18 protein-coding genes are annotated in these 22,787 nt (G+C 65.3%); 6 read left to right on the top strand and 12 right to left on the bottom strand.

Annotated features, from left to right (window positions below):
* Nucleotides 1-23: 23 nt before the first annotated feature.
* Both J6500_RS03265 and J6500_RS03260 read right to left on the bottom strand, forming a co-directional pair.
* The gene (locus J6500_RS03265; protein WP_225711228.1) at nt 24-1,001 is read right to left on the bottom strand and encodes a magnesium transporter CorA family protein; all 978 of its coding nucleotides are present in this window, start codon (nt 999-1,001) and stop codon (nt 24-26) included.
* Nucleotides 1,002-1,074: 73 nt separating this feature from the next.
* Nucleotides 1,075-1,341, bottom strand: a complete 267-nt coding sequence (locus tag J6500_RS03260) for a hypothetical protein (protein WP_225711227.1) — start codon at nt 1,339-1,341, stop codon at nt 1,075-1,077.
* On the opposite strand from J6500_RS03260, the gene J6500_RS03255 reads away from it, so the two are divergent.
* Nucleotides 1,340-2,017 (top strand): L,D-transpeptidase, encoded by a 678-nt coding sequence (locus tag J6500_RS03255; protein WP_225711226.1) that lies wholly within the window; start codon nt 1,340-1,342, stop codon nt 2,015-2,017. The two genes, J6500_RS03260 and J6500_RS03255, sit on opposite strands and share 2 nt — an antisense overlap.
* Before the next feature lie 20 nt (nt 2,018-2,037).
* On the opposite strand, the gene J6500_RS03250 is transcribed toward J6500_RS03255, so the two are convergent.
* Complete coding sequence (locus J6500_RS03250; protein ID WP_376707751.1) at nt 2,038-3,177, bottom strand: extensin family protein; 1,140 nt, start codon at nt 3,175-3,177, stop codon at nt 2,038-2,040.
* A 75-nt stretch (nt 3,178-3,252) separates the two neighbouring features.
* On the opposite strand from J6500_RS03250, the gene J6500_RS03245 reads away from it, so the two are divergent.
* Both J6500_RS03245 and J6500_RS03240 read left to right on the top strand, forming a co-directional pair.
* Nucleotides 3,253-4,881 carry a fatty-acid--CoA ligase gene (locus J6500_RS03245; RefSeq protein ID WP_225711224.1) on the top strand — a complete coding sequence of 543 codons (1,629 nt, stop codon included), beginning with the start codon at nt 3,253-3,255 and terminating at the stop codon, nt 4,879-4,881.
* A 290-nt stretch (nt 4,882-5,171) separates the two neighbouring features.
* Nucleotides 5,172-6,026 carry a DUF1499 domain-containing protein gene (locus J6500_RS03240; protein WP_225711223.1) on the top strand — a complete coding sequence of 285 codons (855 nt, stop codon included), beginning with the start codon at nt 5,172-5,174 and terminating at the stop codon, nt 6,024-6,026.
* A gap of 129 nt (nt 6,027-6,155) precedes the next feature.
* On the opposite strand, the gene J6500_RS03235 is transcribed toward J6500_RS03240, so the two are convergent.
* The 4 genes from J6500_RS03235 to J6500_RS03220 form a co-directional block, all read right to left on the bottom strand.
* Complete coding sequence (locus tag J6500_RS03235; protein ID WP_225711222.1) at nt 6,156-7,073, bottom strand: MBL fold metallo-hydrolase; 918 nt, start codon at nt 7,071-7,073, stop codon at nt 6,156-6,158.
* Nucleotides 7,074-7,210: 137 nt separating this feature from the next.
* Nucleotides 7,211-8,425, bottom strand: a complete 1,215-nt coding sequence (locus J6500_RS03230) for an acyl-CoA dehydrogenase (RefSeq protein ID WP_225711221.1) — start codon at nt 8,423-8,425, stop codon at nt 7,211-7,213.
* A 193-nt stretch (nt 8,426-8,618) separates the two neighbouring features.
* Complete coding sequence (ribB, locus tag J6500_RS03225) at nt 8,619-9,695, bottom strand: 3,4-dihydroxy-2-butanone-4-phosphate synthase (protein WP_225711220.1); 1,077 nt, start codon at nt 9,693-9,695, stop codon at nt 8,619-8,621.
* A gap of 215 nt (nt 9,696-9,910) precedes the next feature.
* Complete coding sequence (locus J6500_RS03220) at nt 9,911-11,644, bottom strand: cation:proton antiporter domain-containing protein (protein WP_225711219.1); 1,734 nt, start codon at nt 11,642-11,644, stop codon at nt 9,911-9,913.
* 58 nt (nt 11,645-11,702) lie between these two features.
* Between J6500_RS03220 and J6500_RS03215 the strand changes: the two genes are divergently transcribed.
* Together J6500_RS03215 and J6500_RS03210 are read left to right on the top strand one after the other, a co-directional pair.
* Nucleotides 11,703-12,245, top strand: a complete 543-nt coding sequence (locus J6500_RS03215; protein ID WP_376707750.1) for a DUF3124 domain-containing protein — start codon at nt 11,703-11,705, stop codon at nt 12,243-12,245.
* Between the two features lie 60 nt (nt 12,246-12,305).
* A complete protein-coding gene (locus J6500_RS03210) occupies nt 12,306-13,544 on the top strand; it encodes an aminotransferase-like domain-containing protein (protein ID WP_225711217.1) in 1,239 nt (412 codons plus the stop codon).
* A 118-nt stretch (nt 13,545-13,662) separates the two neighbouring features.
* Here the strand turns inward: J6500_RS03210 and J6500_RS03205 are convergent, their stop codons facing one another.
* A complete protein-coding gene (locus J6500_RS03205; RefSeq protein ID WP_225711216.1) occupies nt 13,663-14,955 on the bottom strand; it encodes an amidohydrolase family protein in 1,293 nt (430 codons plus the stop codon).
* A gap of 231 nt (nt 14,956-15,186) precedes the next feature.
* On the opposite strand from J6500_RS03205, the gene J6500_RS03200 reads away from it, so the two are divergent.
* Nucleotides 15,187-15,417: a hypothetical protein gene (locus tag J6500_RS03200; protein WP_225711215.1), complete on the top strand. Its 231-nt coding sequence runs from the start codon at nt 15,187-15,189 to the stop codon at nt 15,415-15,417.
* 154 nt (nt 15,418-15,571) lie between these two features.
* Here J6500_RS03200 and J6500_RS03195 read toward each other — a convergent pair whose 3' ends face one another.
* The 4 genes from J6500_RS03195 to J6500_RS03180 all read right to left on the bottom strand — a co-directional run bounded on the left by J6500_RS03195 (nt 15,572) and on the right by J6500_RS03180 (nt 22,606).
* Nucleotides 15,572-16,390: an aldo/keto reductase gene (locus J6500_RS03195; protein ID WP_225711214.1), complete on the bottom strand. Its 819-nt coding sequence runs from the start codon at nt 16,388-16,390 to the stop codon at nt 15,572-15,574.
* Nucleotides 16,391-16,562: 172 nt separating this feature from the next.
* On the bottom strand, nt 16,563-18,140 hold the full coding sequence (locus tag J6500_RS03190; protein ID WP_225711213.1) for an alkaline phosphatase D family protein: 1,578 nt from the start codon (nt 18,138-18,140) through the stop codon (nt 16,563-16,565).
* A gap of 408 nt (nt 18,141-18,548) precedes the next feature.
* The gene (locus J6500_RS03185; RefSeq protein WP_225711212.1) at nt 18,549-18,992 is read right to left on the bottom strand and encodes a hypothetical protein; all 444 of its coding nucleotides are present in this window, start codon (nt 18,990-18,992) and stop codon (nt 18,549-18,551) included.
* Between the two features lie 140 nt (nt 18,993-19,132).
* Entirely contained in the window at nt 19,133-22,606 is a 3,474-nt protein-coding gene (locus J6500_RS03180) for an indolepyruvate ferredoxin oxidoreductase family protein (RefSeq protein WP_225711211.1), read from the bottom strand.
* Nucleotides 22,607-22,787 lie beyond the last annotated feature (181 nt).

Raw genomic sequence — 22,787 nt, 5'->3', positions numbered from 1 at the left:
CGCGCACGCTGAAAAGCAGCGTCCTACAGCCACTTCTTCCACTTGAAGATCCAGTACGGCACGATCGCCGCGACCAGCATCATGATCAGCGCCATCGGATAGCCGTGCACCCATTCGAGTTCCGGCATCACCTTGAAATTCATGCCGTAGATCGAGGCGATCAGGGTCGGCGGCATCAAGACGACCGCCATCACCGAGAACAGCTTGATGATGTTGTTCTGTTCCAGATTGACCACGCCGAGCATGGCGTCGAGCACGAAGGTGATCTTGTTGGAGAGATAGGAAGCGTGGTCGGTCAGTGACGAAACGTCACGCTGCATGGTCTTGAGCTGCTCGCGCATGTCCTTGGACCATTTCACGCCCTCCACCACCGCGGAGAGGAAGGTGACGAGGCGGCCGATCGAGACCAGGCTTTCACGAACCTTCGAGGTCAGGTCGCCCTTGCGGCCGATCGCGATCAGGATTTGCGAATAGCGCTTGGCCTGGCCGTGGCGCTCGCTCTCGGGCTCGAAGATGTCGTGGGAGACCTCGTCGATCTCGGAGCCGCAGCGCTCCAGAATGTCGGCGCAGCGGTCGATCACCGCATCCAGCAGTTCCATCAGCACCTGCTCGCCGGTGATGGTGGGCGCGCAGGAGCGGCCCAGCTTGTTCTCGACCAGCGCGAACGGTTTCGGCAGGTCATAGCGCACCGTGACCAGGCGGTGGCCGGTCAGGATGAAGGTGACGGCCGTGGTCCGCGGCATGTCGGTGTCGGATTGGCACATCAGCGTCGCGGTCATGTAGCGCGCGCCGTTCTCGATATAGAGCCGGCTGGAGATCTCGATCTCCTGCATGTCTTCCCGGGTCGGCACCGCGATCCCGGCGAGCTTCTCCACGGCCCTGTCCTCCTCGACGGTCGGGTTCACCAGGTCGACCCAGACCGCGGCCTCCGGCAACGCCGCCAGGTCGGTGACGGCGGCCTTCTTGAGGGTAAACTCGGAGGGGACGAACACCGACAGCATAGGAACTCCACGAAACGGGACGCATGACCCGTGGACTTAGCGCGATTCTGACGGGCGCTTGATGACCGGCGGATTAACCGAGCGTCCATCCTTGTGGCGGCGAGGCGGCCAGCGCGTTGGGCATCGACTCGGGGACCGTTGCCTGTTTGCACAAAATTCCATCCGGCGCCAGCGAACTTGCGGCAAAAAAGCCACAGATCGCGTCCCGCAACGCGGGAAGAGCATCTAAACGCTGGGAAGAAAGTCGGGTTTCGGCAATAATGCCATTGAAGGAATCGTGGCGTTTGGAGCGCGATATTGGCGCGTTAGAGCGCAGATTTTCGATTGGAATGTAAATCATGTCGTCGCTCAAAGTTATCTTCGGGATCCTGGCCGCGGGCCTGATGCTGTCGGGTTGCATGCAGGCCACAACCTACGAGGCCACCAACACCTCGAACTTCAAGCCGCGTGACAAGGAACTGCTGGCCAAGACCACCTACGTCAAGACCCCGGTCGCCGAGCCATTCCGCCGCGCCATCGTCGCATATCACCGCAAGGAAGCCCCGGGCTCCATCGTGGTCGATTCCGACAACCATTACCTCTATTACGTGCTGAACGACGGCAAGGCGATCCGCTACGGCATCACGGTCGGCGAAGAGGCGATGGCCTGGTCCGGCATTGCCAAGGTCGGCAGCATGACCGAATGGCCGGCCTGGCACCCGACCCCGGGTGAGATCTCTCGCCTCGGCGTCCCGACCTATGTGGCTCCGGGCCCGGACAATCCGATGGGCTCGCGCGCGATGTATCTCTACTCGGGCGGCAAGGACACGCTGTTCCGGATCCACGGCACTAACCAGCCGGAATATATCGGCGCCTCGATCTCCTCGGGCTGCATCCGCATGACCAACGAGGACGTCATCGACCTCTACAACCGCGTCAAGCTCGGCACCATCGTCGTGGTGCTGGAGCCGAAGCACGGCGACAGCCCCTACAAGCCGCAGATGGCGCTGCAGGGCGGTGGCGGCGCCACCTACTGATCTTCTCGTTATCGACGAGCTCAAAAGCGCCAGCTTTGCCGGCGCTTTTTTGTTGGCTGCGGCTTGGTTTCAGCGGCGCCCTTCGGCGCGGCTGCGTCACCTGACTTCGTTGCATTCGGCTTGCCGTCGCCAAGCTTCGACGTATCGGCCTTCGACCTCTCATCCTTGCCACCGTCGGATTTGGCGGCGACTTCGCGCGGCGGAGCCTCCTCGGGGCGCTCGGCCGGGAGCAGCGGGGCCGTCTGCGGCAGCGGATCGTACACATTCCACTGGCAGATCCGGTAGTTGTTGCGACGCTCCATCAGGTCGAGATGGATATGGTCCTCGTGGTACCAATCCGAACCCGGGCCGAGCACGGTCGCAAAGCGTGCGCACACCGAATGCAGCACGCTCTCGCGCAAGCCGCGTGGCACGCTGCGGTCGGTCAGCGAGATCGACTTGCCGTTGGCAAGACCGAACGCGCGCACGTCGAGCGCGTTGGCGCGGCCGTGCTCGGAGAGCTGCGCGCCGGCGACGCGGTTGCGGCCGCGGCACTCGAATGAGTCGAAATTGTCGAGCACGCTGATCGCGCTGCCCTGCCCCTGCACGAGCGGCGCGATGTCGGTGCGGATCCAGTCCGCGATCTCGCTCGCCATCTTGCAGCGGAGGATCGCCACGGGCTTCACCGTGACCTTGCGCTTGTCCGGCAGCACGATCGCCTCGAGGCGCACCAGATCCTCGCCGCCGCAGCCCCCGGCGCCGTGGATGTCCGGAATGCTCGGCGCGATCGCAATCTCCTCGGTGAGGGCCTGCCGGCAGGCCGAGGGCTGCGGCGCAGCGGGTTCGGCCGGCTTGGCAGCCTCGGCTGGTTGCGCGGGCTGGGCAGGAGGTTGCGTCGCAGCCGCGGGCGGTTCGGGCTGCTCCGCGGCAGGTGCCTCTGCGGGGCGCGGCTTCGGCAACGGTACCACCACGCGCCGCGGCGCCGCGCGCGGCCTGTGGTGGGGGTGCGTGCCGAACAGATCGTCCCATGGGAAGCCTGCAGAGCGCCGAGCAGCCTCCGCCGGCCCGGCTTGCATGCCAAGCCAAAGCGCTGCCGCGGCAGCGGTAACCATTGCCGCGCGGGAGCGACGAAACGCGCCATCAGGCCATTTTCGGCTTGCTTTCTCCGCGCTACAGTTCATGTCAGTTCCATGATTTTACTGCCGGCCGCCAAGATGCCGGCAGATCATGCGCGAGGATTGAGGAGGGATTTGCGTATGCTTGGCTTGATGCAAGACTGGCCTTTGCTGTGTCACAAGATTATCGAGCACGCCGCGAAATATCACGGCACGCAGGAGGTCGTGACGCGCTCGGTCGAAGGACCCATTCATCGCACCACCTACGCCGAAATCCATGCCCGCGCGCTGAAAGTCTCGCAGAGCCTGGAGCGCGACGGCATCAAGCTCGGCGACCGCATCGCCACCATTGCCTGGAACACCTGGCGCCATCTCGAAGTCTGGTACGGCATCATGGGGATCGGCGCGATCTGCCATACGGTCAATCCGCGGCTGTTTCCAGAGCAGATCGCCTGGATCGTCAACCACGCCGAGGACCGCATCGTCATCACCGACCTGACCTTCGTTCCGGTGCTGGAGAAGATCGTCGGCCAGTTGCCCAGCGTCGAGCGCTATGTGATCCTGACCGACAAGGCGCACATGCCGGAGACGACGCTGAAGAACGCGGTCGCCTATGAGGACTGGATCGCGGCTTCCGACGGCAAGTTCGCGTGGAAGACCTTCGACGAGAACACCGCGGCGGCGATGTGCTACACCTCCGGCACGACGGGCGATCCCAAGGGTGTCCTGTATTCGCACCGCTCCAACGTGTTGCATGCGCTGATGGCTAACTCGAAGGACGCGCTGGGCACCTCCGCCGCGGACACAATGCTGCCGGTGGTCCCCTTGTTCCATGCCAACAGCTGGGGCATCGCGTTCTCGGCGCCCTCGATGGGCACCAAGCTGGTGATGCCGGGCCCGAAGCTCGACGGCGCCTCGGTCTATGAGCTGCTGTCGACCGAGAAGGTCACGCACACCGCCGGCGTGCCGACGGTCTGGTTGATGCTGCTGCAATACATGGCGGCGAACAATCTCAAGCTGCCGGACCTGCAGATGGTGATCTGCGGCGGCTCGGCGATGCCGCGCTCGATGATCAAGGCGTTCCTCGACATGGGCAGCCAGGTGCGCCACGCCTGGGGCATGACCGAGATGAGCCCGCTCGGCACGCTGGCCACGCTGAAGCCGCCGTTCACCGCACGCACCGGCGAGGAGCGGCTCGACATCCTGCAGACCCAGGGCTATCCGCCGTTCGGCGTCGAGATGAAGATCACCGACGATTCCGGCAAGGAGCTGCCGTGGGACGGCAAGACCTTCGGCCGCCTCAAGGTCTCGGGTCCGGCGATCGCGAAAGCGTATTTCCGGGTCGATGCCAACATCCTCGACGACGCCGGCTATTTCGACACCGGCGACGTCTCGACCATGGACGAGCACGGCTACATGCGGATCACCGACCGCTCCAAGGACGTCATCAAGTCCGGCGGCGAGTGGATCTCGTCGATCGATCTGGAGAACCTCGCGGTCGGCCATCCGGCGGTCGCGGAGGCCGCCGTGATCGGCGTGCACCACCCGAAATGGGACGAGCGTCCGCTGCTGATCGTGCAGCTCAAGCAGGGCCAGAGCGCGACGCGCGAGGACATCCTGAAGTTCATGGACGGCAAGATCGCCAAATGGTGGATGCCCGACGACGTCGCCTTCGTCGACGGCATCCCGCACACCGCGACCGGCAAGATCCTGAAGACGGCGCTGCGCGATCAGTTCAAGGACTACCGCTTCCCGAACGCGGCGGCGTAGGACGCAGAGCCATCCTCCTCTGGAGGGGGAGGATCGGTTCGCATGCAGCGTAGCGGCATGCGAACCGAGGTGGGGTGGCAGTCCATCCGCTCGGCCGCTACCTCGTGTTGAGAGATCACCCCACCCCGTCTCACATTGCGCTGCGCTCCATGTGAGCCGACACTCCCCCTCCAGGGGAGGGTGATAACACCGCCTAATTCCCTTGAATTTGCCGCAGGGCCATGGTCTCAAGCGGGCAATAGCGGCGGCATTGGCCGCCCGGCGCATTTCAACAGGCAGATTTCGAGAGCATGGCCCGCAGGTTTTCCGCGCCCTACCAGCAGGAACCCGTGTCCGGTCTTGCGACCTGGTCGCGCAACCTTGCCATTTTTTCCGTTGTCGTCGTGGTGGTCTCGATCCTGATCCTCCGCTTCGACTTCCTCGAGGTGAAGCCGGCGCTGGCGACCTTCTTCGGCGCGCTCGCCTGCGCCGGCCTGTCGATCCTGCTCGGGCTCGCTGCCTTCGCCGCGATCTGGCAGAACGGCACCCGCGGCATGGGCCGGATCCTGCTCGCGTTCCTGATCGACGCCGCCGTGCTCGCCTATCCCGGCTACCTCGCCTATCAGTACCGCAAGCTGCCGCGGATCTACGACATCACCACCGATTCGATCGACCCGCCGAAATTCGAGGCGCTGGCGCGGCTGCGCACCGGCGAAGGCACCAACCCGGCGATCTATGCCGGCCTCTATTCAGCCGACCAGCAGCGCAAGGCCTATCCCGACATCGAAACGGTCGAGCTCGAGGTTCCGGTGGACCGCGCCTATGAGCTGACGCTGCGGCTGGTGCACCGGCGCAAATGGCTCGTGATCGACGAGCGCCCCCCGCAGCCGCCGCGCCGCACCGGCCGGATCGAAGCGGTGGCGCGCACGCCGATTATGGGGTTCCGCGAGGATGTCTCGATCCGCGTGACCGCCGACGGCGACGATGCGCGCGTCGATATCCGCTCCGCCTCACGCTATTTCGACGCCGATCTCGGCAGCAACGCCGCGCGGGTAAAAAAGCTGATCGAGGACCTAAACGCCGCCGCCGAGAACGACAAGGACAAGCCGGTGAAGAAGCCGGCGCCTGCCCCGAAGCCGCCGCCGGCGAAGACGGTGAAGAAATAACCCTCACCTCGTCATTCCGGGCGTGCGAAGCACGAGCCCGGAATCCATTTCGCCTCAGGGCTTGCGGCCAGATGGATTCCGGGCTCGCGCTATCGCGCGCCCCGGAATGACGGGTGGAGAGAGCCGCGCTTACGCCAGCCGATACGTTCCGCCGATCACCGGATCGCCGTCGGTCACCACGATCCCGCGCCCGACCAGATCCTCCAGATGCGCCAGCACGGAATAGCCGGCGGCGCCGGCGAGCCGCGGGTCGAGGCCGATGTAGATCGCACGCACCATGGTCGGGATGTCGGCCTCGCCCTTGCCGAGCCGGTGCAGGATCGACTGCTCGCGCGCCCGGCGGTGCCGCGCCAGGAATCGGACGTAGCGCGGGCCCTCCGGGATCTCCGGACCATGGCCCGAGAAATACAGCTGCTCGGGCCGCTGCTCCAGCCGCTCCAGCGAGGCCATGTAGTCGATCATCGAACCGTCGGGCGGCGCCACGATCGAGGTCGACCAGCCCATCACGTGATCGCCGACGAAATTGATGCTGCGCTCGGCCCATGCGAACGCCAGATGATTGGCGGTGTGGCCGGGGGTCGCGACCGCCTCCAGCGCGAAGCCCGCGCCTTCGATGACGTCGCCATGCTTGACCACGATGTCGGGCCGGAAGTCACGATCGGCGCCGGATTCCGGATTGTGCTTCTCACTCTCGTAGCGCGGCCGCGAGGCGCGGTGCGGCCCCTCGGCATAAACAGGCGCGCCGGTCGCGGCCTTGATCCGCGGCGTATTCGGCGAGTGGTCGCGATGGGTGTGGGTGACCAAAATATGCGTCACGGTCTCGCCCTTCACCGCATCGAGCAGCGCTTTCGCGTGCGCCTCGTCATCGGGACCGGGATCGATGATCGCGACCTTGCCCTGCCCGACGATGTAGCTGACCGTGCCGGTGAAGGTGAACGGGCTCGGATTGTTGCAGAGCACACGCCGCACGCCGGGGCGGACCTCCTCGACCACGCCGGGCTTCAGCGGAAAGTCGCGGTTGAACGGGATGTCGTCGTTGTCGGCCATGGGAGATTCCTTGTGAGCCGTCATCCTGAGGTGCGAGCGCTTGCGAGCCTCGAAGGATGTCGGGCACGAGCCCGGCCGTCCATCCTTCGAGGCGCGCCCAAGAAGGCGCGCACCTCAGGATGACGGGGGGCGAGATCTTACGAAAACGCCTGGATGCCGGTGATCGCGCGTCCAAGGATCAGGGCGTGCACGTCGTGCGTGCCCTCGTAGGTGTTGACCGTCTCGAGGTTCGCGGTGTGGCGCATCACGTGATACTCGATCTGGATGCCGTTGCCGCCGTGCATGTCGCGCGACACGCGGGCAATGTCGAGCGCCTTGCCGCAATTGTTGCGCTTGACGATCGAGATCATCTCCGGCGCCATCTTGCCCTCATCCATCAGGCGGCCGACGCGCAGCGAGGCCTGCAGGCCGAGCGCGATCTCGGTCTCCATGTCGGCGAGCTTCTTCTGCACCAGCTGAGTGGCGGCGAGCGGCCGGCCGAACTGCTTGCGGTCCAGCGTGTACTGGCGGGCGCGATGCATGCAGTCCTCGGCGGCGCCCATCGCGCCCCAGGAGATGCCGTAGCGGGCGCGGTTGAGACAGCCGAAGGGACCCTTGAGGCCGGAGACGTTGGGCAGCAGCGCGCTTTCCGGCACCACCACGTTGTCGAGCACGATCTCGCCGGTGATCGAGGCGCGCAGCGAGAGCTTGCCGCCGACCTTCGGCGCCGACAGGCCCTTCATGCCCTTCTCCAGGATGAAGCCGCGGATCTGGTTATCGTGCGCCGCGGACTTGGCCCAGACCACGAACACGTCGGCGATCGGCGCGTTCGAGATCCACATCTTGGCGCCGTTGAGCCTGTAACCGTCGGCGACCTTCTCGGCGCGGGTCTTCATGCCGCCGGGGTCGGAGCCGGCGTCCGGCTCGGTGAGGCCGAAGCAGCCGACCCATTCGCCGGTCGCGAGCTTGGGCAGGTACTTCTTGCGCTGGTTCTCGTCGCCATAGGCGTAGATCGGATACATCACCAGCGAGGACTGCACCGAGTTCATCGAGCGATAGCCAGAATCGACGCGCTCGATCTCGCGGGCCACCAGACCATAGGCGACATAGCTCGCATTGGCGCAGCCATAGTCCTCGGGCAGCGTCACGCCGATCAGGCCGAGCTCGCCCATCTCGTTGAAGATCTCGCGGTCGGTCTTCTCCTCGAGATAAGCCTTGGTGACCCGCGGCAACAGCTTGTCCTGCGCGTAGGCTCGCGCGGTGTCACGGATCAGGCGCTCGTCTTCGGTGAGCTGGTCATCGAGCAGGAACGGATCATCCCACTGGAAGCTGGCCGCAGCCGGCTTGTCCTTTGCCTTGGGGCTCACACTCATGAAACATCCTTTCGCGTCGTCTCTCGGAATTTGGCAGATAAATTAAGGCGCTGCGGTGCAAAGCGCAATTGGATTGGGATCGCCGTCATTCCGGGGCGCGCCTCTTGGCGCGAGCCCGGAATCCATTGTCGAGCACAACCGATGGCGAAATGGATTCCGGGTTCTCGCTTCGCGAGCCCCGGAATGACGAAAGCTAGTTGTCCAGCTTCTCGTTAGACACGATCTCGATGCCGAAGCCGGACAGGCCCTTGTAGTCGTGCACCGACGAGGTCAGGTTTCGGATCGAGCTGACGCCGAGATCGCGCAGGATCTGCGCGCCGACGCCGACCTCGCGCCACTGCTTGTTGCGGTCGGCCTCTGCCGACTTGCTCTCGCCGACCGGCTCGACCGGAACGCCGGCAGCGCCATCGCGCAGATAGACCAGCACGCCGCGGCCGGCATCCTTGAAGTGCCGCAGTACCGCTTCCATCCGCGACTGGCCGGTGAAGAGGTCTTTCACGATGTTGGGCTTGTGCAGCCGGGTCAGAACGTTCCTGCCGTCACCGATGTCGTTATAGACGAAGGCGGCGTGCATGATCTCGTCGAACGGCGAGCGGTAGGCATAGCCTTGCAACTGGCCGATCGGGCTTTCCGTGGTGAAGGTCGCGACCCGCTCGATCAGCTTCTCGCGCGCCTGGCGGTAGGCGATCATGTCGGCGATGGTGACGTGCTTGAGCTTGTGGGCAGCGGCGAATTTCGCCACTTGCTCGCCCTTCATCACGGTTCCATCGTCGTTCATCAGTTCGCTGATGACGCCGACCGGCGGCAGGCCCGAGAGCTTGCACAGATCGACCGCGGCCTCGGTATGGCCGGACCGCAACAGCACGCCGCCGTCGCGCGCGATCAGCGGGAAGATGTGGCCGGGGCGCGCGAAGTCCGCGGCGCCGGCATTGGGATTGGCGAGCGCGCGACAGCAGGAGGCGCGTTCCTCGGCGGAAATGCCGGTACCGCCGTCGGGCTTGTAGTCGATCGACACGGTGAAGGCGGTGGTGTGGTTGGACTCGTTGTGCGCCACCATCGGATCGAGCCGCAGCCGGCGGGCGTCCTCGGGGGTGATCGGCGCGCAGACGATGCCGGAGGTGTGGCGGATGATGAAGGCCATCTTTTCCGCCGTGCAGAACGACGCCGCGACGATCAGATCGCCCTCGCCTTCCCGGTCGTCATCGTCGGTGACGACGACGAGTTCGCCCCTTGCAAAGGCTTGCAGCACTTCCTGGATCGTATCGGCCATTGTCCTGATATCTCGCTGATTGCAACCAGTGGATTAGCCGGGTTCCGAAGCCCGCGCCAGTATCATTATGCAACCCGCCATGCATCGGGCAGGTATGCCAGAGGGGTAGACACCGCTTCGTAGCCCGGATGAAGCGAAGCGCAATCCGGGATTTTTCCGCGGGCACGACCCCCGGGATTTCGCTTCGCTGCATCCGGGCTACAAGGCTGGTGCCTTTACGGCAGCACCTCGCGGCGGTCGCTGAGCCTTGCGTCCATCTCGGCCCGCTTGTCGTCGAGCAGGCCGGCGTCGGCGGCTTCGATCACGGTGTAGAGCTCGGCGGCGTCGCTGATCCGGGTCACCGTGACGTAGTCGGCGCCGGCGGCGTAGAGGTCGTTGACGTCAGCCAACAGGTCAGCGGTGGCGACGATCTTCGCGGTCGGGTTGAGCGCGCGGACGTGGCGCACCAGCTTCTCGTTGTCGGCGCCGACCAGGAGGAAATCCGGCACGCTCAAGATGATGATCTCGGCCTTGCCGATGCCGGCATGGACCAGCGTGTCGACATTGCTGATGTCGCCATAGATCACATGAAGGCCGCGGTCGCTCAGCGTGCGGAACACCAGCGGATTGAAGTCGATCACGCTGATCTGCTCGAGCAGCGACTGGTTCTGCCGCTCGATCTGGCTGAGCAGCGCGCTCGCCGCGCGGAAGAAGCCGAGGATGACGATGCGCCTGATCTCGCCATGGCCGCCCTCGTGCCCCTCGCCCTTGGCGCCGTCCTGACCGTGGTCGAGGTCGCGCAGGCCGATCCGCTTCAAGGGGCCGATCAGGCCGCGCACGATCTGGTCGCTGCGCCCCATCGCGAAGGTCGAAAGCACCGCCAGCACCACGAAGGCGAACGAGGCAGCGCTCGCGGTCTCGGTGGCGATGTGATTGGCGGCCGTTCCGGTCTGGATCACCACCAGCGAAAACTCGGAGATCTGCGCGAGGTTGATCGCCGGCAGCAGGCTCGCGCGGAGGCCCTGCTTCATCAGATAGAGCGGCGTGAACGTCGTCAGCAGCCGGCTCACCACCGTGAACGCCGCGATGATCAGCGCGAGGTTGATCACCGACAGGCCCGGAATCGGTATCGTCATGCCGAGCGCGACGAAGAACAAGGTGATGAAGAAATCCCGCAGCGTCGTCACCTTCGCGGTGACGTCGAGCGCGTAGGGGAAGGTCGACAGCGAGACGCCGGCGACCAGCGAGCCCATCTCGCGCGACAGATGCAGCCGTTCTGCGATCTCGCCGATCAGGAAACACCAGGCGAGCGCACCGAGCAGCACGAGCTCGGGCCGCCGCGCGATCTGATGGAACAGTTTTGGCAGCACGTAGCGGCTCAGCACCAGGGCGGTCAGGACCAGCACCGCGACGCGCGCGATCGACAGCAGCACGACGCCGATCTGCAGATTGTCGAGGCTCGGCTGCACTGCCAGAAACAGGATGGCGAAGATGTCCTGCAGCACCAGGATGCCGAGCGTGATGCGGCCCGGCAGCGTGTCCAGCTCGCGCTTCTCGTACAGCACCTTGACGATGATGACGGTCGAGGACAGCGCGCAGGCGACGCTGAGATAAATCGCATCGAACTTGCCGCCGCCGAGCGCAAGCCCGATGCCGGCAAAGAACAGCGCCCCGATCAGGCAGCCGCCCAGGAGCTGGCCGGCGCCTGCGAACAGGATCACCTTGCCGGCACGGACGATCTTCTTCAGGTCGATCTCGAGCCCGATCATGAACAGCATGAAGATCAGGCCGAGCTCGGAGATGACGCTGATCGACTCCTGGGACTTGACCCAGCCCATGCCGAATGGACCAATGAAAAAGCCGGCGATAAGGTAGGCCAGGATCAGCGGCTGCCGGGAGAAATGGGCGAGCAGCCCGACGCCCCAGGCGAACAGGATGGATAGCGTGATATCGCGAATAAGTTCGTGCATGCCCCAAGTCTTCCTGTTGCCGCAACCTAGAGGGCCGGGCGTGAGGATCAATCAAGCAATGTGTCACATCCGCGCAGGCGGCTTTTTTCTGGCGATTCTCGCTTGTCTGCTTACCGTGCGCATGGACCCGGCTTTAGCGCAAGCCGCCGGAAGTATTGAGCAAAATTTTGCGGGCTCGCTGACCGCGGTGCCCACGGAAAATCTCGCCACAACAGGCGCGTTCTACGTGCCGGTTTATTCCAGCGTGTCGATGAGCCAGGGCAAGTTCAGGGCCGATTTCTCGGTGACGCTGAGCGTGCACAACGCCTCCGAGACCAAGCCGCTGGTCCTGAAGCGGATCGCCTATTTCGACACATCAGGCAAGATGGTGGAGAGCTACCTCAAATCCCCGATCGCGCTAAAACCGTTCGCGACCGTCGAGGTCTCGATCGCCACGTCGGATGTCCGGGGCGGCACCGGCGCCAATTTCGTGGTCGATTGGGCGGCCGCCGCAGACATCGCGGAACCAGTGGTCGAGGCCCTGATGGTCGGCAGCGTCGGTGCCGGACACTATGCCTTCATCACCCAGGGCCGGCCGATCAGGCTGGTTGGCAAGAACTGACTTTCAGGGGAGGCCACGATACGGCCTTCTCAATGAAAACAACACGGGAGCGAAACAGCCATGTCCACTTCAGCCCAGTTCGATTTTGCACCCCTGCTCCCGGCCGGCCTGCCCGCGCCGGCCGCGCGGTGGACCGGGCTCGCCAAGTACAGCTTCGTCGGCGGCAACAACGATCCCGATCAGGTGCCGGTCGAGGGGCTGCTGGAGGCGGTCAACAGCGTGCTGAAGCGCGAGGGCCGGAATCTCGCGACCTACAATCTCGCCCACGGCCCGCAGGGCTATCTGCCGCTGCGCAAGTTCCTCACCGACAAGCTGAAGCGCGATGCCGGCATCGCCTGCACGCCGGACGACATCATGATCGTCTCCGGCTCGCTGCAAGCGCTCGACCTCGTCAATCACACCCTGCTCACCAAGGGCGACACCGTGCTGATCGAGCAGGAGACCTATCAAGGCTCGCTGAACCGCTTGACTCGGCTCGGCGTCAACGCCGTCGGCATTCCGCTCGATGGCGAGGGCATCCGGATCGACGCGCTGGCCTCAGCGCTCGCCGACCACAAGAAGCGCGGCATCACGCCGAAATACATCTACACCATCCCGACGGTGCAGAACCCGACCGGCTCGATCCTTCCCGAGAGCCGGCGCGCCGAGATGCTCAAGCTCTCCAAAGAATACGGCGTGCCGATCTTCGAAGACGATTGCTATGCCGATTTGGTCTGGAGCGGCGAGCGGCCGCCCGCGATCTACGCCATGAGCCGGCATGGCGGGGTGATCCATATCGGCTCGTTCTCGAAGTCGATCGCGCCTGCGCTGCGGGTCGGCTTCATCGTCGCGCCCTGGGAGATGATGTCGCGGATGTTGGCACTGAAGACCGACGCCGGCTCCGGCGCGCTGGAGCAGATGGTGCTGTCAGAATATTGCGCGCCGCATTTCGCGACCCACGTGCCGCGGCTGACGAAGGGTCTGCGGGCCAAGCTCGACACGCTGATGGAGGCGCTCAACGAGCAGTTCGGCACCGCCGCCGAGTTCGAGGCGCCGAAGGGCGGCATCTTCCTCTGGGTCAAGCTGCCGGATAATGTCGACACGATGAAGCTGTATCAGGCAGCGCTCGCCGCCGGCGTTTCGATCAACCCGGGACCGGAATGGTCGACCAGCAAGGCCCATTCGGGCAGCCGGCTCCGCCTCTGCTTCGCCAGCCCCTCGCATGAGCAGATCCGCGAGGGCGTCGCCGTTCTGGCCGAGGTCTGCCGCAAGGAGTTCGGCGTGCCCGCGCGCAGCGGCAATGTGGAGAAGCGCGGCTAGCTGTTCGCTTGCGGCGTGATGGATTGCTTCGCTTCGCTCGCAATGACGAGATGATCTCTCCTCACGTCATTGCGAGGAGCGAAACGACGAAGCAATCCATGCATCCACTTGCTCGAGATCACCTCACCGCGAACGGCGACTGATAGGGACGGCCGAACGCTACGCCATTGATCACGGTCTGCACCGGCTTCAGCAACAGATTGCCGTCGCGCTTGTTGTCGCGGGTGTCGACGAAGGAGACCGGGCCTTCGACGAGGTCCATGATCGCGACGTCGCCAGGCGCACCGCGCTGCAGCGTGCCGATCTTGGGCGTCCGGTTGATGATCCGCGCCGGGCCCGAGGTTGCCATCGCCACCACCTGCTCCAGTGAGGAGCCCATCGCCAAGAACTTGCTCATCACATTGGGCAGGAACGGCATGCCCGGCGAATTGCCGGAAAACACATGGATATCGGAGGAGATGGTATCCGGCGGGCAGCCGCCGGGGATCGCAATTTCAGCCACGGTGAAATCGAAGCTGCCGCCGCCATGGCCGACATCGAACAATACGCCGCGCTGCTTGGCCTCGAGCGCGGCCGGCAGCAGCCGGCCCTCCTGCACGATATTGGTGAAGGCGCCCGACATGTTCGGCGCGCCGGAATAAGCGTGGGTCAGGATATCGCCCGGCCGCAGCAGATTGAGGATGTCGCTCATCAGCTCTTTGGTTTCGACGCCGCCGATATGCACCATCATCCGCGCCGGCCAGCCGCACATCTCGCAGGCCTGAATGCCGCGCTTCAGCGGCTCCAGCCCATGCTTGAAGATCACGTTCTCGGACATCCGTACCTTGACGCCGATCAGGAAATCCTGGTTCTCGGCGAGCGCCATCGCACAGGCTTCGACCTGGGCGTTGTCGATGTTGTAGAGCTCGGCGACCGGGAACGCCGACAGGCCGTTGTTGGCGATGTGGACGAAGGCGTAGATCCGGGCCCGCGACTGCGCCACGATGTAGCGCCGCAGCGCCGCGAGGTTGTTGACGCCGGCATCGCCCGCCGAGACAACGGTGGTGGTGCCCTGGAATTGCACCAGCTCGTCGGCAGGAATGCCGATCGCTGAGCCATAGGGATAAACGTGGCAGTGCAGATCGACCAAGCCCGGCATCACCAGCTTGCCCGACGCATCGATGGTTTTCGTCGCGCGCGCCGCCGGGATTTCGTCCTCGATGGCCTCGATCACGCCCCAGCGGATGCCGATGTCGCGCTTGCCGCGCAGCGACTGGCTCGGATCGATCACGTCGCCGCCCTTGATCACGAGGTCGAACTTGTCGTTCTGCCCCATCGCGGCGCCGGCTGGCCCCGCGATCGCGGCAACCGTGGCCGATCCGGTCAGCGTCAGAAAATCACGGCGCGAGAATCCGCCCGAGAATCCACCCATGGCAACGCTCCCCCAGTTATATTCTTATGGCGCGATGATGCGTCGGGTGCGGTGGTTAGGCAAGCCGTGTCGATACGGGGAAATGGGGTCTCCGCAGGATGTCGTCCGCAGCGCATCCGCAGCACGTCGCCGACAGTCTTGCTGAACAGCTGTTCAGAAAACTCCTCGACGTCCGACAGGAACGTTTCGCCGGCTGCACTGTTTCATCCTCGATCAATTGAGGAGGATGAGATGAGGAAATTTGGATTGATGCTTGCGGCGATCGGCGCGCTTGCGGTGGCGGTTCCGTCGATCGCGAGCGCCGAGACCGTCGTGATCAAGCGTGGCGGCCACCATCATCATTGGGATCGCGGCTACGGCGCATATGGCGCGATGCGCCATTATGATCGCGGCTGGCACCGTGGCTGGCATCATGGCCATCGCGACCGCACCGTCATCATCAAGCGGTCGCACCGCTACTAATCAAAAAGACGACTGAGGATCGACACAATGGAAAATGGCTCCGCGCGGAGCCATTTTTTCTTTGCGAGGTCTTTGAGCGAGATCAAGATTTGCAGGGTGGGCAAAGCGACTTCTCCGCCGCCGACGTACCTTTGCCCATCTTACAATTCCACGATCAATCCCACGCCGGCGCAAAGCCCGGATTGACGCAACGCATGTCCTTGCGCAGCGCGTCGATCGCCTTGCGGTCGTCGTCATCGAGCTTGACTTTCAGCGCATCGAGATTGGCCTTCTGGCTCTCGCTGCGCGAAGCCTTCGGGATCGCCGCAACGCCGTCCTGGTCGAGCAGCCACCGCAGCGCGACCTGCGCCGCGGTCGCATCGTGCTTGCTGCCGATCTTCGCCAGCGTCTCGTCGGTGGCGAAACGGCCCTGCGCCAGCGGGCAATAGGCCACCAGCGGGATCGACTTCGCGGCGAGATATTTGCGCACCGGCGTCTGGTCCAGCATCACATGATATTCGATCTGGTTGCAGGCGATCGGCGCCTTGATGTCCTCGACCACGGTCTTGAGCAGCGCGGTGGTGAAGTTGGCGACGCCGATCGCGCGGGTGCGCCCTTCATCCTTCAGCTTCATCAGCGTCTCGAAGATCGCGGGCAGGTTCATTTCGCGCGACGGCCAGTGCACCAGATAAAGATCGACGTGATCGAGCCGCAGCTTCTTGAGGCTGGCGTCGAACGCGCGGCGGATCGCATCCGGTGCGAGGTTCTCGTGCCAGACCTTGGTGGTCACGTGCAGGTCCTTGCGCGCGATAGCGGAGGCGGCGATGCCGGCGCCGATCGGCTCCTCATTGCCGTACATCTCGGCGGTGTCGATGTGGCGATAGCCGAGGGCGAGCGCGCTCTCGACCGCCGCGCGGCAGGCATCGCCCTGCATGCGGAAGGTGCCGAGGCCGAGGCGGGGCAGGCTGATGCCCTGGGTTTGCAGATTATCCATGGATAGCTCCTGACGCGTGGGGCGCCGGGAAGATCGGCGACGTCACGCCAGCAAATCGTTTGTCGGGAATATTGGCAGGACTGCCAGCGCCGCAGTTTGCCCGCAAACCGGCCCCTCAGGCAAGGCTGCCGCCATCAAGATGTCGCGACGGACCGGCCGGAAGCGCGCGAGCTCAGATGTGCTGCGCCATGATCCGGCCCGGCCGCGCGTCCGGGCGCGGCTCGATATCGACCGCGAAGAGATCGTGGTTATCGACGTCCTTCAGCGTCACCGTCATCACGCCGGTGCTGCCGTCGATGCCGACGCGGCCGAAGAATTGCAGGCCGAAGCATGGCGCGAGATTGTCGCCCTGCTCCGCCGAGCAGCCCTTCTGGTACATCGCCCTGGGACCGAAGGTGTTGTCGAGCGCGCCCGGCGACCAGGTCCCGGCATGCAGCGGCCCGGAGACGAACTCCCAGAACGGCTCGAAGTCCTGGAACACCGCGCGGTTCGGATCGTAGTGATGCGCCGCCGTGTAGTGCATGTCGGCGGTAAGCCAGACGGTGTCACGGATGCTGGCGCGCTTGATGAAGGATAGCAGATCGGCGATCTCGCGCTCGCGCCGCGCCGGCGGCCCGTCGCCGAGCGCGACCGCATCGAGGCTGACGAGGCCGATCGGCAGGTCTGCCGCGAGCACCTTCCAGGTCGCGTCCGACGCCACCAGCTCGCGCTTCAGCCAGGCGAGCTGGCTACGGCCGAGGATGAAGCTGTCGTCGGGATCGCCCTGCTTGTTCCAGCTGGAATCGCGGTAGGAACGCATGTCGATCATGAAGACGTCGAGTAGCGGTCCATAGGCGATCTTGCGGTAGACCCGGCCGTCGCGCTCCGGCATCAGGCGCATCGGCATGAATTCGTGGAAGGCCCGGCGCGCCCGCGCCACCAGCCGCGAGCTGCCGTCGGCATCGTAGCCGGTCGCGTCAGCGGTGCCGACCGGCGACCAGTCGTCGGCGACCTCGTGATCGTCCCACTGCGCGAACATCGGCACCTCGGCGTGGAAGGCGCGGAAATGCTCGTCGAGCCAGTTGTACCGGTAGTTGCCGCGGAACTGGTCGAGGCTGTGCGCGACGACGGATTTCTCCTCGGTGACGATGTTGCGCCAGACCTCGCCGTTCGGCAGCTGTTGCTCCGCCGGTATCGTGCAATCGGCATAGATGTGATCGCCGGAATGGATGAAGAAGTCCGGCCGCTCGCTCAGCATGGTGCGGTAGCTGCGCATGCCGCCGCGCGCAACATCGATGCCCCAACCCTGCCCGGCGACGTCGCCCGACCACACGAACGAGACCGAGCGCCGGTCAGTAGGCGCGGTGCGGAAATGTCCGATGCGGGTTTCACCCGCAACGCCGTCGCTGTCGTCGAAGCGGATACGGTAGAACAGGTCCTGGCCCGGCGGCAGGCCGTCGAGCAGCAGCTTCGCGGTGAAATCGCGCTCGGGCAGTGCGTCGGCCGATGCGGTGCGCAGGATGCTGGCAAAGCTCTCGACCGCGGAGCACTCGACATGCATCCGCGCGGCGCGGTCGGCGCGCGCCCAGATCACCGCGGAGTCGCCGGCGACGTCGCCGGATTGAATGCCGGATATCGCGGGCCGGTCGGCGGCACGGCTCAGATAAGGCCTTGCCACCGAGCCCAATCCCGCCAGCGCGGCCATCGACGCCGAGCGCACCAGAAGCTGACGCCGAGTGAGGCCTCGCGCCGCCCTCGCGGAGATCGCCATCGCAAAACCCTCGTCGAATCGCGAGGAAGGTTTTGCCTGCGCTGCTTGACTCCGTCCTTACGGTTTCTTGACTCTCCGCCGACGGTTTTGCGACAGCGGGATGACTCGGAGCATGTCCGCCAGTTCGTCATTGCGAGCAAGGCGAAGCAATCCATCGTTCCGCATGGACGGCGCCATGGATTGCTTCGCTTCGCTCGCAACGGTGGAAGCAGTCGAGCACCCACTCCCTCACCGTCACCCTGAGGAGGCCGCGATGCGGCCGTCTCGAAGGGTCGACCGCCGGCCCTCTCCGCGGACGCATCCGGGCCGGTGCATGCTTCGAGACGCGCGCAAGGGCGCGCTCCTTAGCATGACGGGTTGGTAATTGCGCGCGGGTCAGGCGACTAAGAGGGACGCGGCTGCAGCGCGTCAGCGCCGCCAGTTGCAGATGCCGCCGCTGCGGCAGGGCCAGGTCTGGATCCGGGTGTCGCGGGCCTGCGCGTCGAGCGGGTTGGTGTGGCGGCGCGTCAGCCTGGCGCGGGCGGGCACGTGCGTGGCTGCGCGTTTGCGCTCGTGCGCCTTCTCGGCGGGCGGCGTCACCTTGGTGGTGCGGACGGCCCTTTGCGGCGCGACCTTAGTCTCTTCGACCTTCGGCCCGGCGCTGGCCTGCGGATCGCTGCTGTGGTCGGCCTTCGCTTCGACCGGGACTGGCTCGAACTGCGCCGGCGGGCCGAGGCGCTTCGGCGACAACACCGCCTTGGACAGATCGAGGCTGAAATATTCGCTCGGGCGATACTCGTCAGCCCGCGCCACGCCACACAGAGCCAGGGACGCAGTACAGAGGGCGGCGATACAAGCGCTTTTCAGGACCATGAACACGGCCTTCCTGAAATCACTCAAACGGAACAGGCATCATTTAGGGACGCGCCCGTGCATTTCCAGCCGGGGTTGCCGTCAGGGTTACCGGTCAACGATGGCGGCCGCGGAAAGTTCCGGCGGGCCGCCATCCACCTCTATTCGGCCGCCTGCGCCATCCGCTGGCCGATCGCGCTTTCCAGCCGCGCGCACTCGCCGCGATAGCGGGCGACGTTGGCCTCCTTGATGTGGCCATAGCCGCGTACGAGGTCCGCCGCCTTCGCCAGCGCCACCAGCCGCGGCAGGTCGAGCGGCCTCTTGCCGTCGAGATGACGCAGGATCATCGCCGAATATTCGACCGGCAGGGCGCGCTCCATCTTGCGCTCCGCCGTGTAGCCGAAGATGTCCCACCTGGTGCCGCGCAGCCCCTTCAGCCTCGCCAGCAGCCCGAACGCCTTGAAGATCCAGGGGCCGAACTCGCGCTTCTGCAGCCGCCCGGTGACGGGATCGCGCTGCGCCAGCAGCGGCGGCGCCAGCAGCACCTTCACGTCGGGGTTGCCCTCGAACTGCTCCCGCAACGCCTTGCTGAACTCGCCGTCGGAATAGAGCCGCGCAACCTCGTATTCGTCCTTGTAGGCCATCAGCTTGAACAGGCCCTTTGCGAAGGCCTCGGTCAACTCATGCGAGCCCGGCGCCGCCGTTGCCTCCGCGGCGCGGACGCGCGCGACGTCGTCGAGGAAACGTTTTGCATAGGCCGCGTCCTGATAGTCGGTAAGAAACTTGGCGCGGAACGCGATCGCCTCGTCCAGCGTCCGCTTGGCCGGTGCCGTGCCCGCGCTCTTGAAGCACGCGGCGCTGACCACGCGCGGCAGATCGTGCGCGGCAAGCCGGCCCCAGGAGAACGCCGTCTTGTTCATCTCGATCGCGGCGCCGTTGAGTTCGATCGCCTTGAGGATCGCGTCCAGCGACAGCGGGATCGCGCCGCGCTGGAACGCGAAGCCGAGCATGAACGCGTTGGTGGCGATGCTGTCGCCCATCAGCGCGGTAGCCAGCCCGGTGGCGTCGAGGATGTCGAGATCGCCGGGCGTCACCGCGCCGTTCAGTGCATCGCGCATCGAGCTCGCCTCGAAATCGATATCCGGGTCGATCACGAAGCTCGCGGTCGGCAAGAGATCGGCGTTGACGACGGCGCGGGTGACGCCGCGCTCGGCGCGGCTCAAGGCCGGATCGCTGGTGGCGACGACGATGTCGCAGCCGAGGATCAGATTGGCATTGCCCGGCGCGATGCGCACGGTAGTCAGCATGTCGGCCGCCGGTGCCAGCCGGACATGGCTCATCACCGCGCCGTTCTTCTGCGACAGGCCGGTGAAGTCGAGCGTCGAGCAGGCCAGCCCCTCGACATGCGCGGCCATGCCGAGCAGCGCGCCGATGGTGATGACGCCGGTGCCGCCGATGCCGGTGACAAGGATGTTGTACGGCGCGGTCAGCGTGGCCGCAGTCGGCGCAGGCAGGTCAGCGAACAGCGCCTTGGGATCGGCGGCCGTGCGGTCGGCCTTGCGCAGCTTGGGGTCCTGCACCATCACGAAGCTCGGGCAGAAGCCTTCGACGCAGGAGAAATCCTTGTTGCAGTTCGACTGGTCGATGCGGCGCTTGCGGCCGAGCTCGGTCTCCAGCGGCTGCACCGAGACGCAGTTCGACGCCACCGAACAGTCGCCGCAGCCTTCGCAGACGCGCTCGTTGATGAAGACGCGTTTTGCGGGATCGGGAAACAGCCCGCGCTTGCGGCGGCGGCGCTTCTCGGCGGCGCAGGTCTGGTCGTAGATCAGGACGGTGAGGCCCTCGATCTCGCGCAAGGTCCGCTGCACGGCATCGAGCTCGCGGCGATGATGGATCGTGGCGCCCGGCGGGAAATAGTTGGCAGGATATTTGTCGGGATCGTCGGAGACGATCGCGAGCCGCTTGGTCCCCTCGGCCGCGACCTGATGCGCGATCTGCGACACCGTGAAACCGCCCTCGGCCGGCTGGCCGCCGGTCATCGCGACCGCATCGTTGTAGAGGATCTTGTAGGTGATGTTGACGCCGGCCGCGGCAGCGGCCCGCAGCGCCAGCAGGCCGGAATGCGTGTAGGTGCCGTCGCCGAGATTCTGGAACACGTGCTGTTCGCTGGTGAACGGCGCCTGCCCGATCCAGGCGACGCCCTCCGCACCCATATGCGAGATCGTCGCGGTGCGGCGGTTCGGCACCGACAGCGCCATGCCGTGGCAGCCGATGCCGGCCATGGCGCGGCTGCCGTCCGGAATCTTGGTCGAGGTGTTGTGCGGGCAGCCCGAGCAGAAATACGGCGTGCGCGACAGCTTGGCCGTGCCGGTGCCCTCCGCCGGACGATCGAACGCCTCGAGCTTTGCCAGCCGCTGCTCCAGCGCGGGGCTGCGGTGGCCGAGCTTGCGCAGACGCGCCACCATGGCGGCGGCGACCATGGTCGGCGTCAGCTCGCCTTCGCTCGGCAGCAGCGGCGCGCCGCTCTCGTCGCGCTTGCCGACCACCGAAGGACGCTTCGAGGCGTCCATGTTGTAGAGAATGCGAACCAGCTGGTCTTCGATGAAGCCGCGCTTCTCTTCGACCACCAGCACGTCCTGCAGGCCTTCGGCGAAGGCGCGCGCGCCGCGCTCCTCCAACGGCCAGGTCAGCGCCACCTTGTAGATGCGCAGGCCGAGCGCCTCGGCCTCGGCATCGGTGATGCCGAGATCGGCGAGCGCTTGGCGCAGATCGAGATAGGCCTTGCCGGTCGCCATGATGCCGAGCCGCGCCGGCTTCGAATCCAGCACGATGCGATCGAACCGGTTGACGCGGGCGAAGGCGGCGACCGCCTGCATCTTCGGCCCGTGCAGCCGCCGCTCCGCCTCCAGCGGCGGATCCGGCCAGCGGATCGAGAGACCATCCGGCGGCATCTCGAAATCGTCGGGCATGATGATCTTGATGCGGTCGGGATCGCTGACGATCGAGGCCGAGCTCTCGACCGTCTCCGAGATCGCCTTGAAGCCGACCCAGCAGCCGGAATAGCGCGACAGCGCGAAGCCGAGAATGCCGAGATCGAGATAGTCCTGCAGCGTCGCCGGATTGACCACCGGCATCAGCGCCGAGGCGAACACCTGCTCACTTTGATGCGCCAGCGTCGAGGACTGGCAGCCATGGTCGTCGCCGGCCAGCGCGATCACGCCGCCATTGCGCGACGTGCCGGCCGAATTGGCATGCTTGAGCGCATCGAGCGAACGGTCGACGCCGGGGCCCTTGCCGTACCAGATGCCGAACACGCCATCGACCTTGGCGCCCGGGAACATGCCGACCTGCTGGCTGCCCCACACCGCCGTCGCCGCGAGATCCTCGTTGAGGCCGGGCACGAAGGCGATGTCGTGCTCGCGGAGGAAGGATTTCGCGCGCCACAGCGCGTGGTCGTACATGCCGAGCGGCGAGCCGCGGTAACCGGAGATGAAACCCGCGGTGTTCAGCCCGTGCGCGCGATCGCGTTCGCGCTGCAACATGGGCAATCGGACCAGCGCCTGGGTACCGGAAAGGAAAATTCGCTTGGTGTCCAACCGGTACTTGTCGTCCAGTCCAACGTCCATCAACGTCATCAGTCTCAGCTCCCCGTCCCGTGCCGGTCCGAACCGGTCTCATTTTCTGCGCAGCATCATGCATCAGCATGCACTGATTTTGCTATGCATGAACAGGCCCGATCCATGGGCGCAGCACATATCTCATGTTGCGATTGCGAGGGCTTGCCGAAGCCTGGCTTCTTTGAAACGGTGGCGCGCA

The sequence above is a fragment of the Bradyrhizobium semiaridum genome, from assembly GCF_020329505.1.
Taxonomy (GTDB): Bacteria; Pseudomonadota; Alphaproteobacteria; order Rhizobiales; family Xanthobacteraceae; genus Bradyrhizobium; species Bradyrhizobium semiaridum.
The sequence above is the reverse complement of the archived record's forward strand: the minus strand, read 5'-3'. Positions and strand labels throughout refer to the sequence as shown.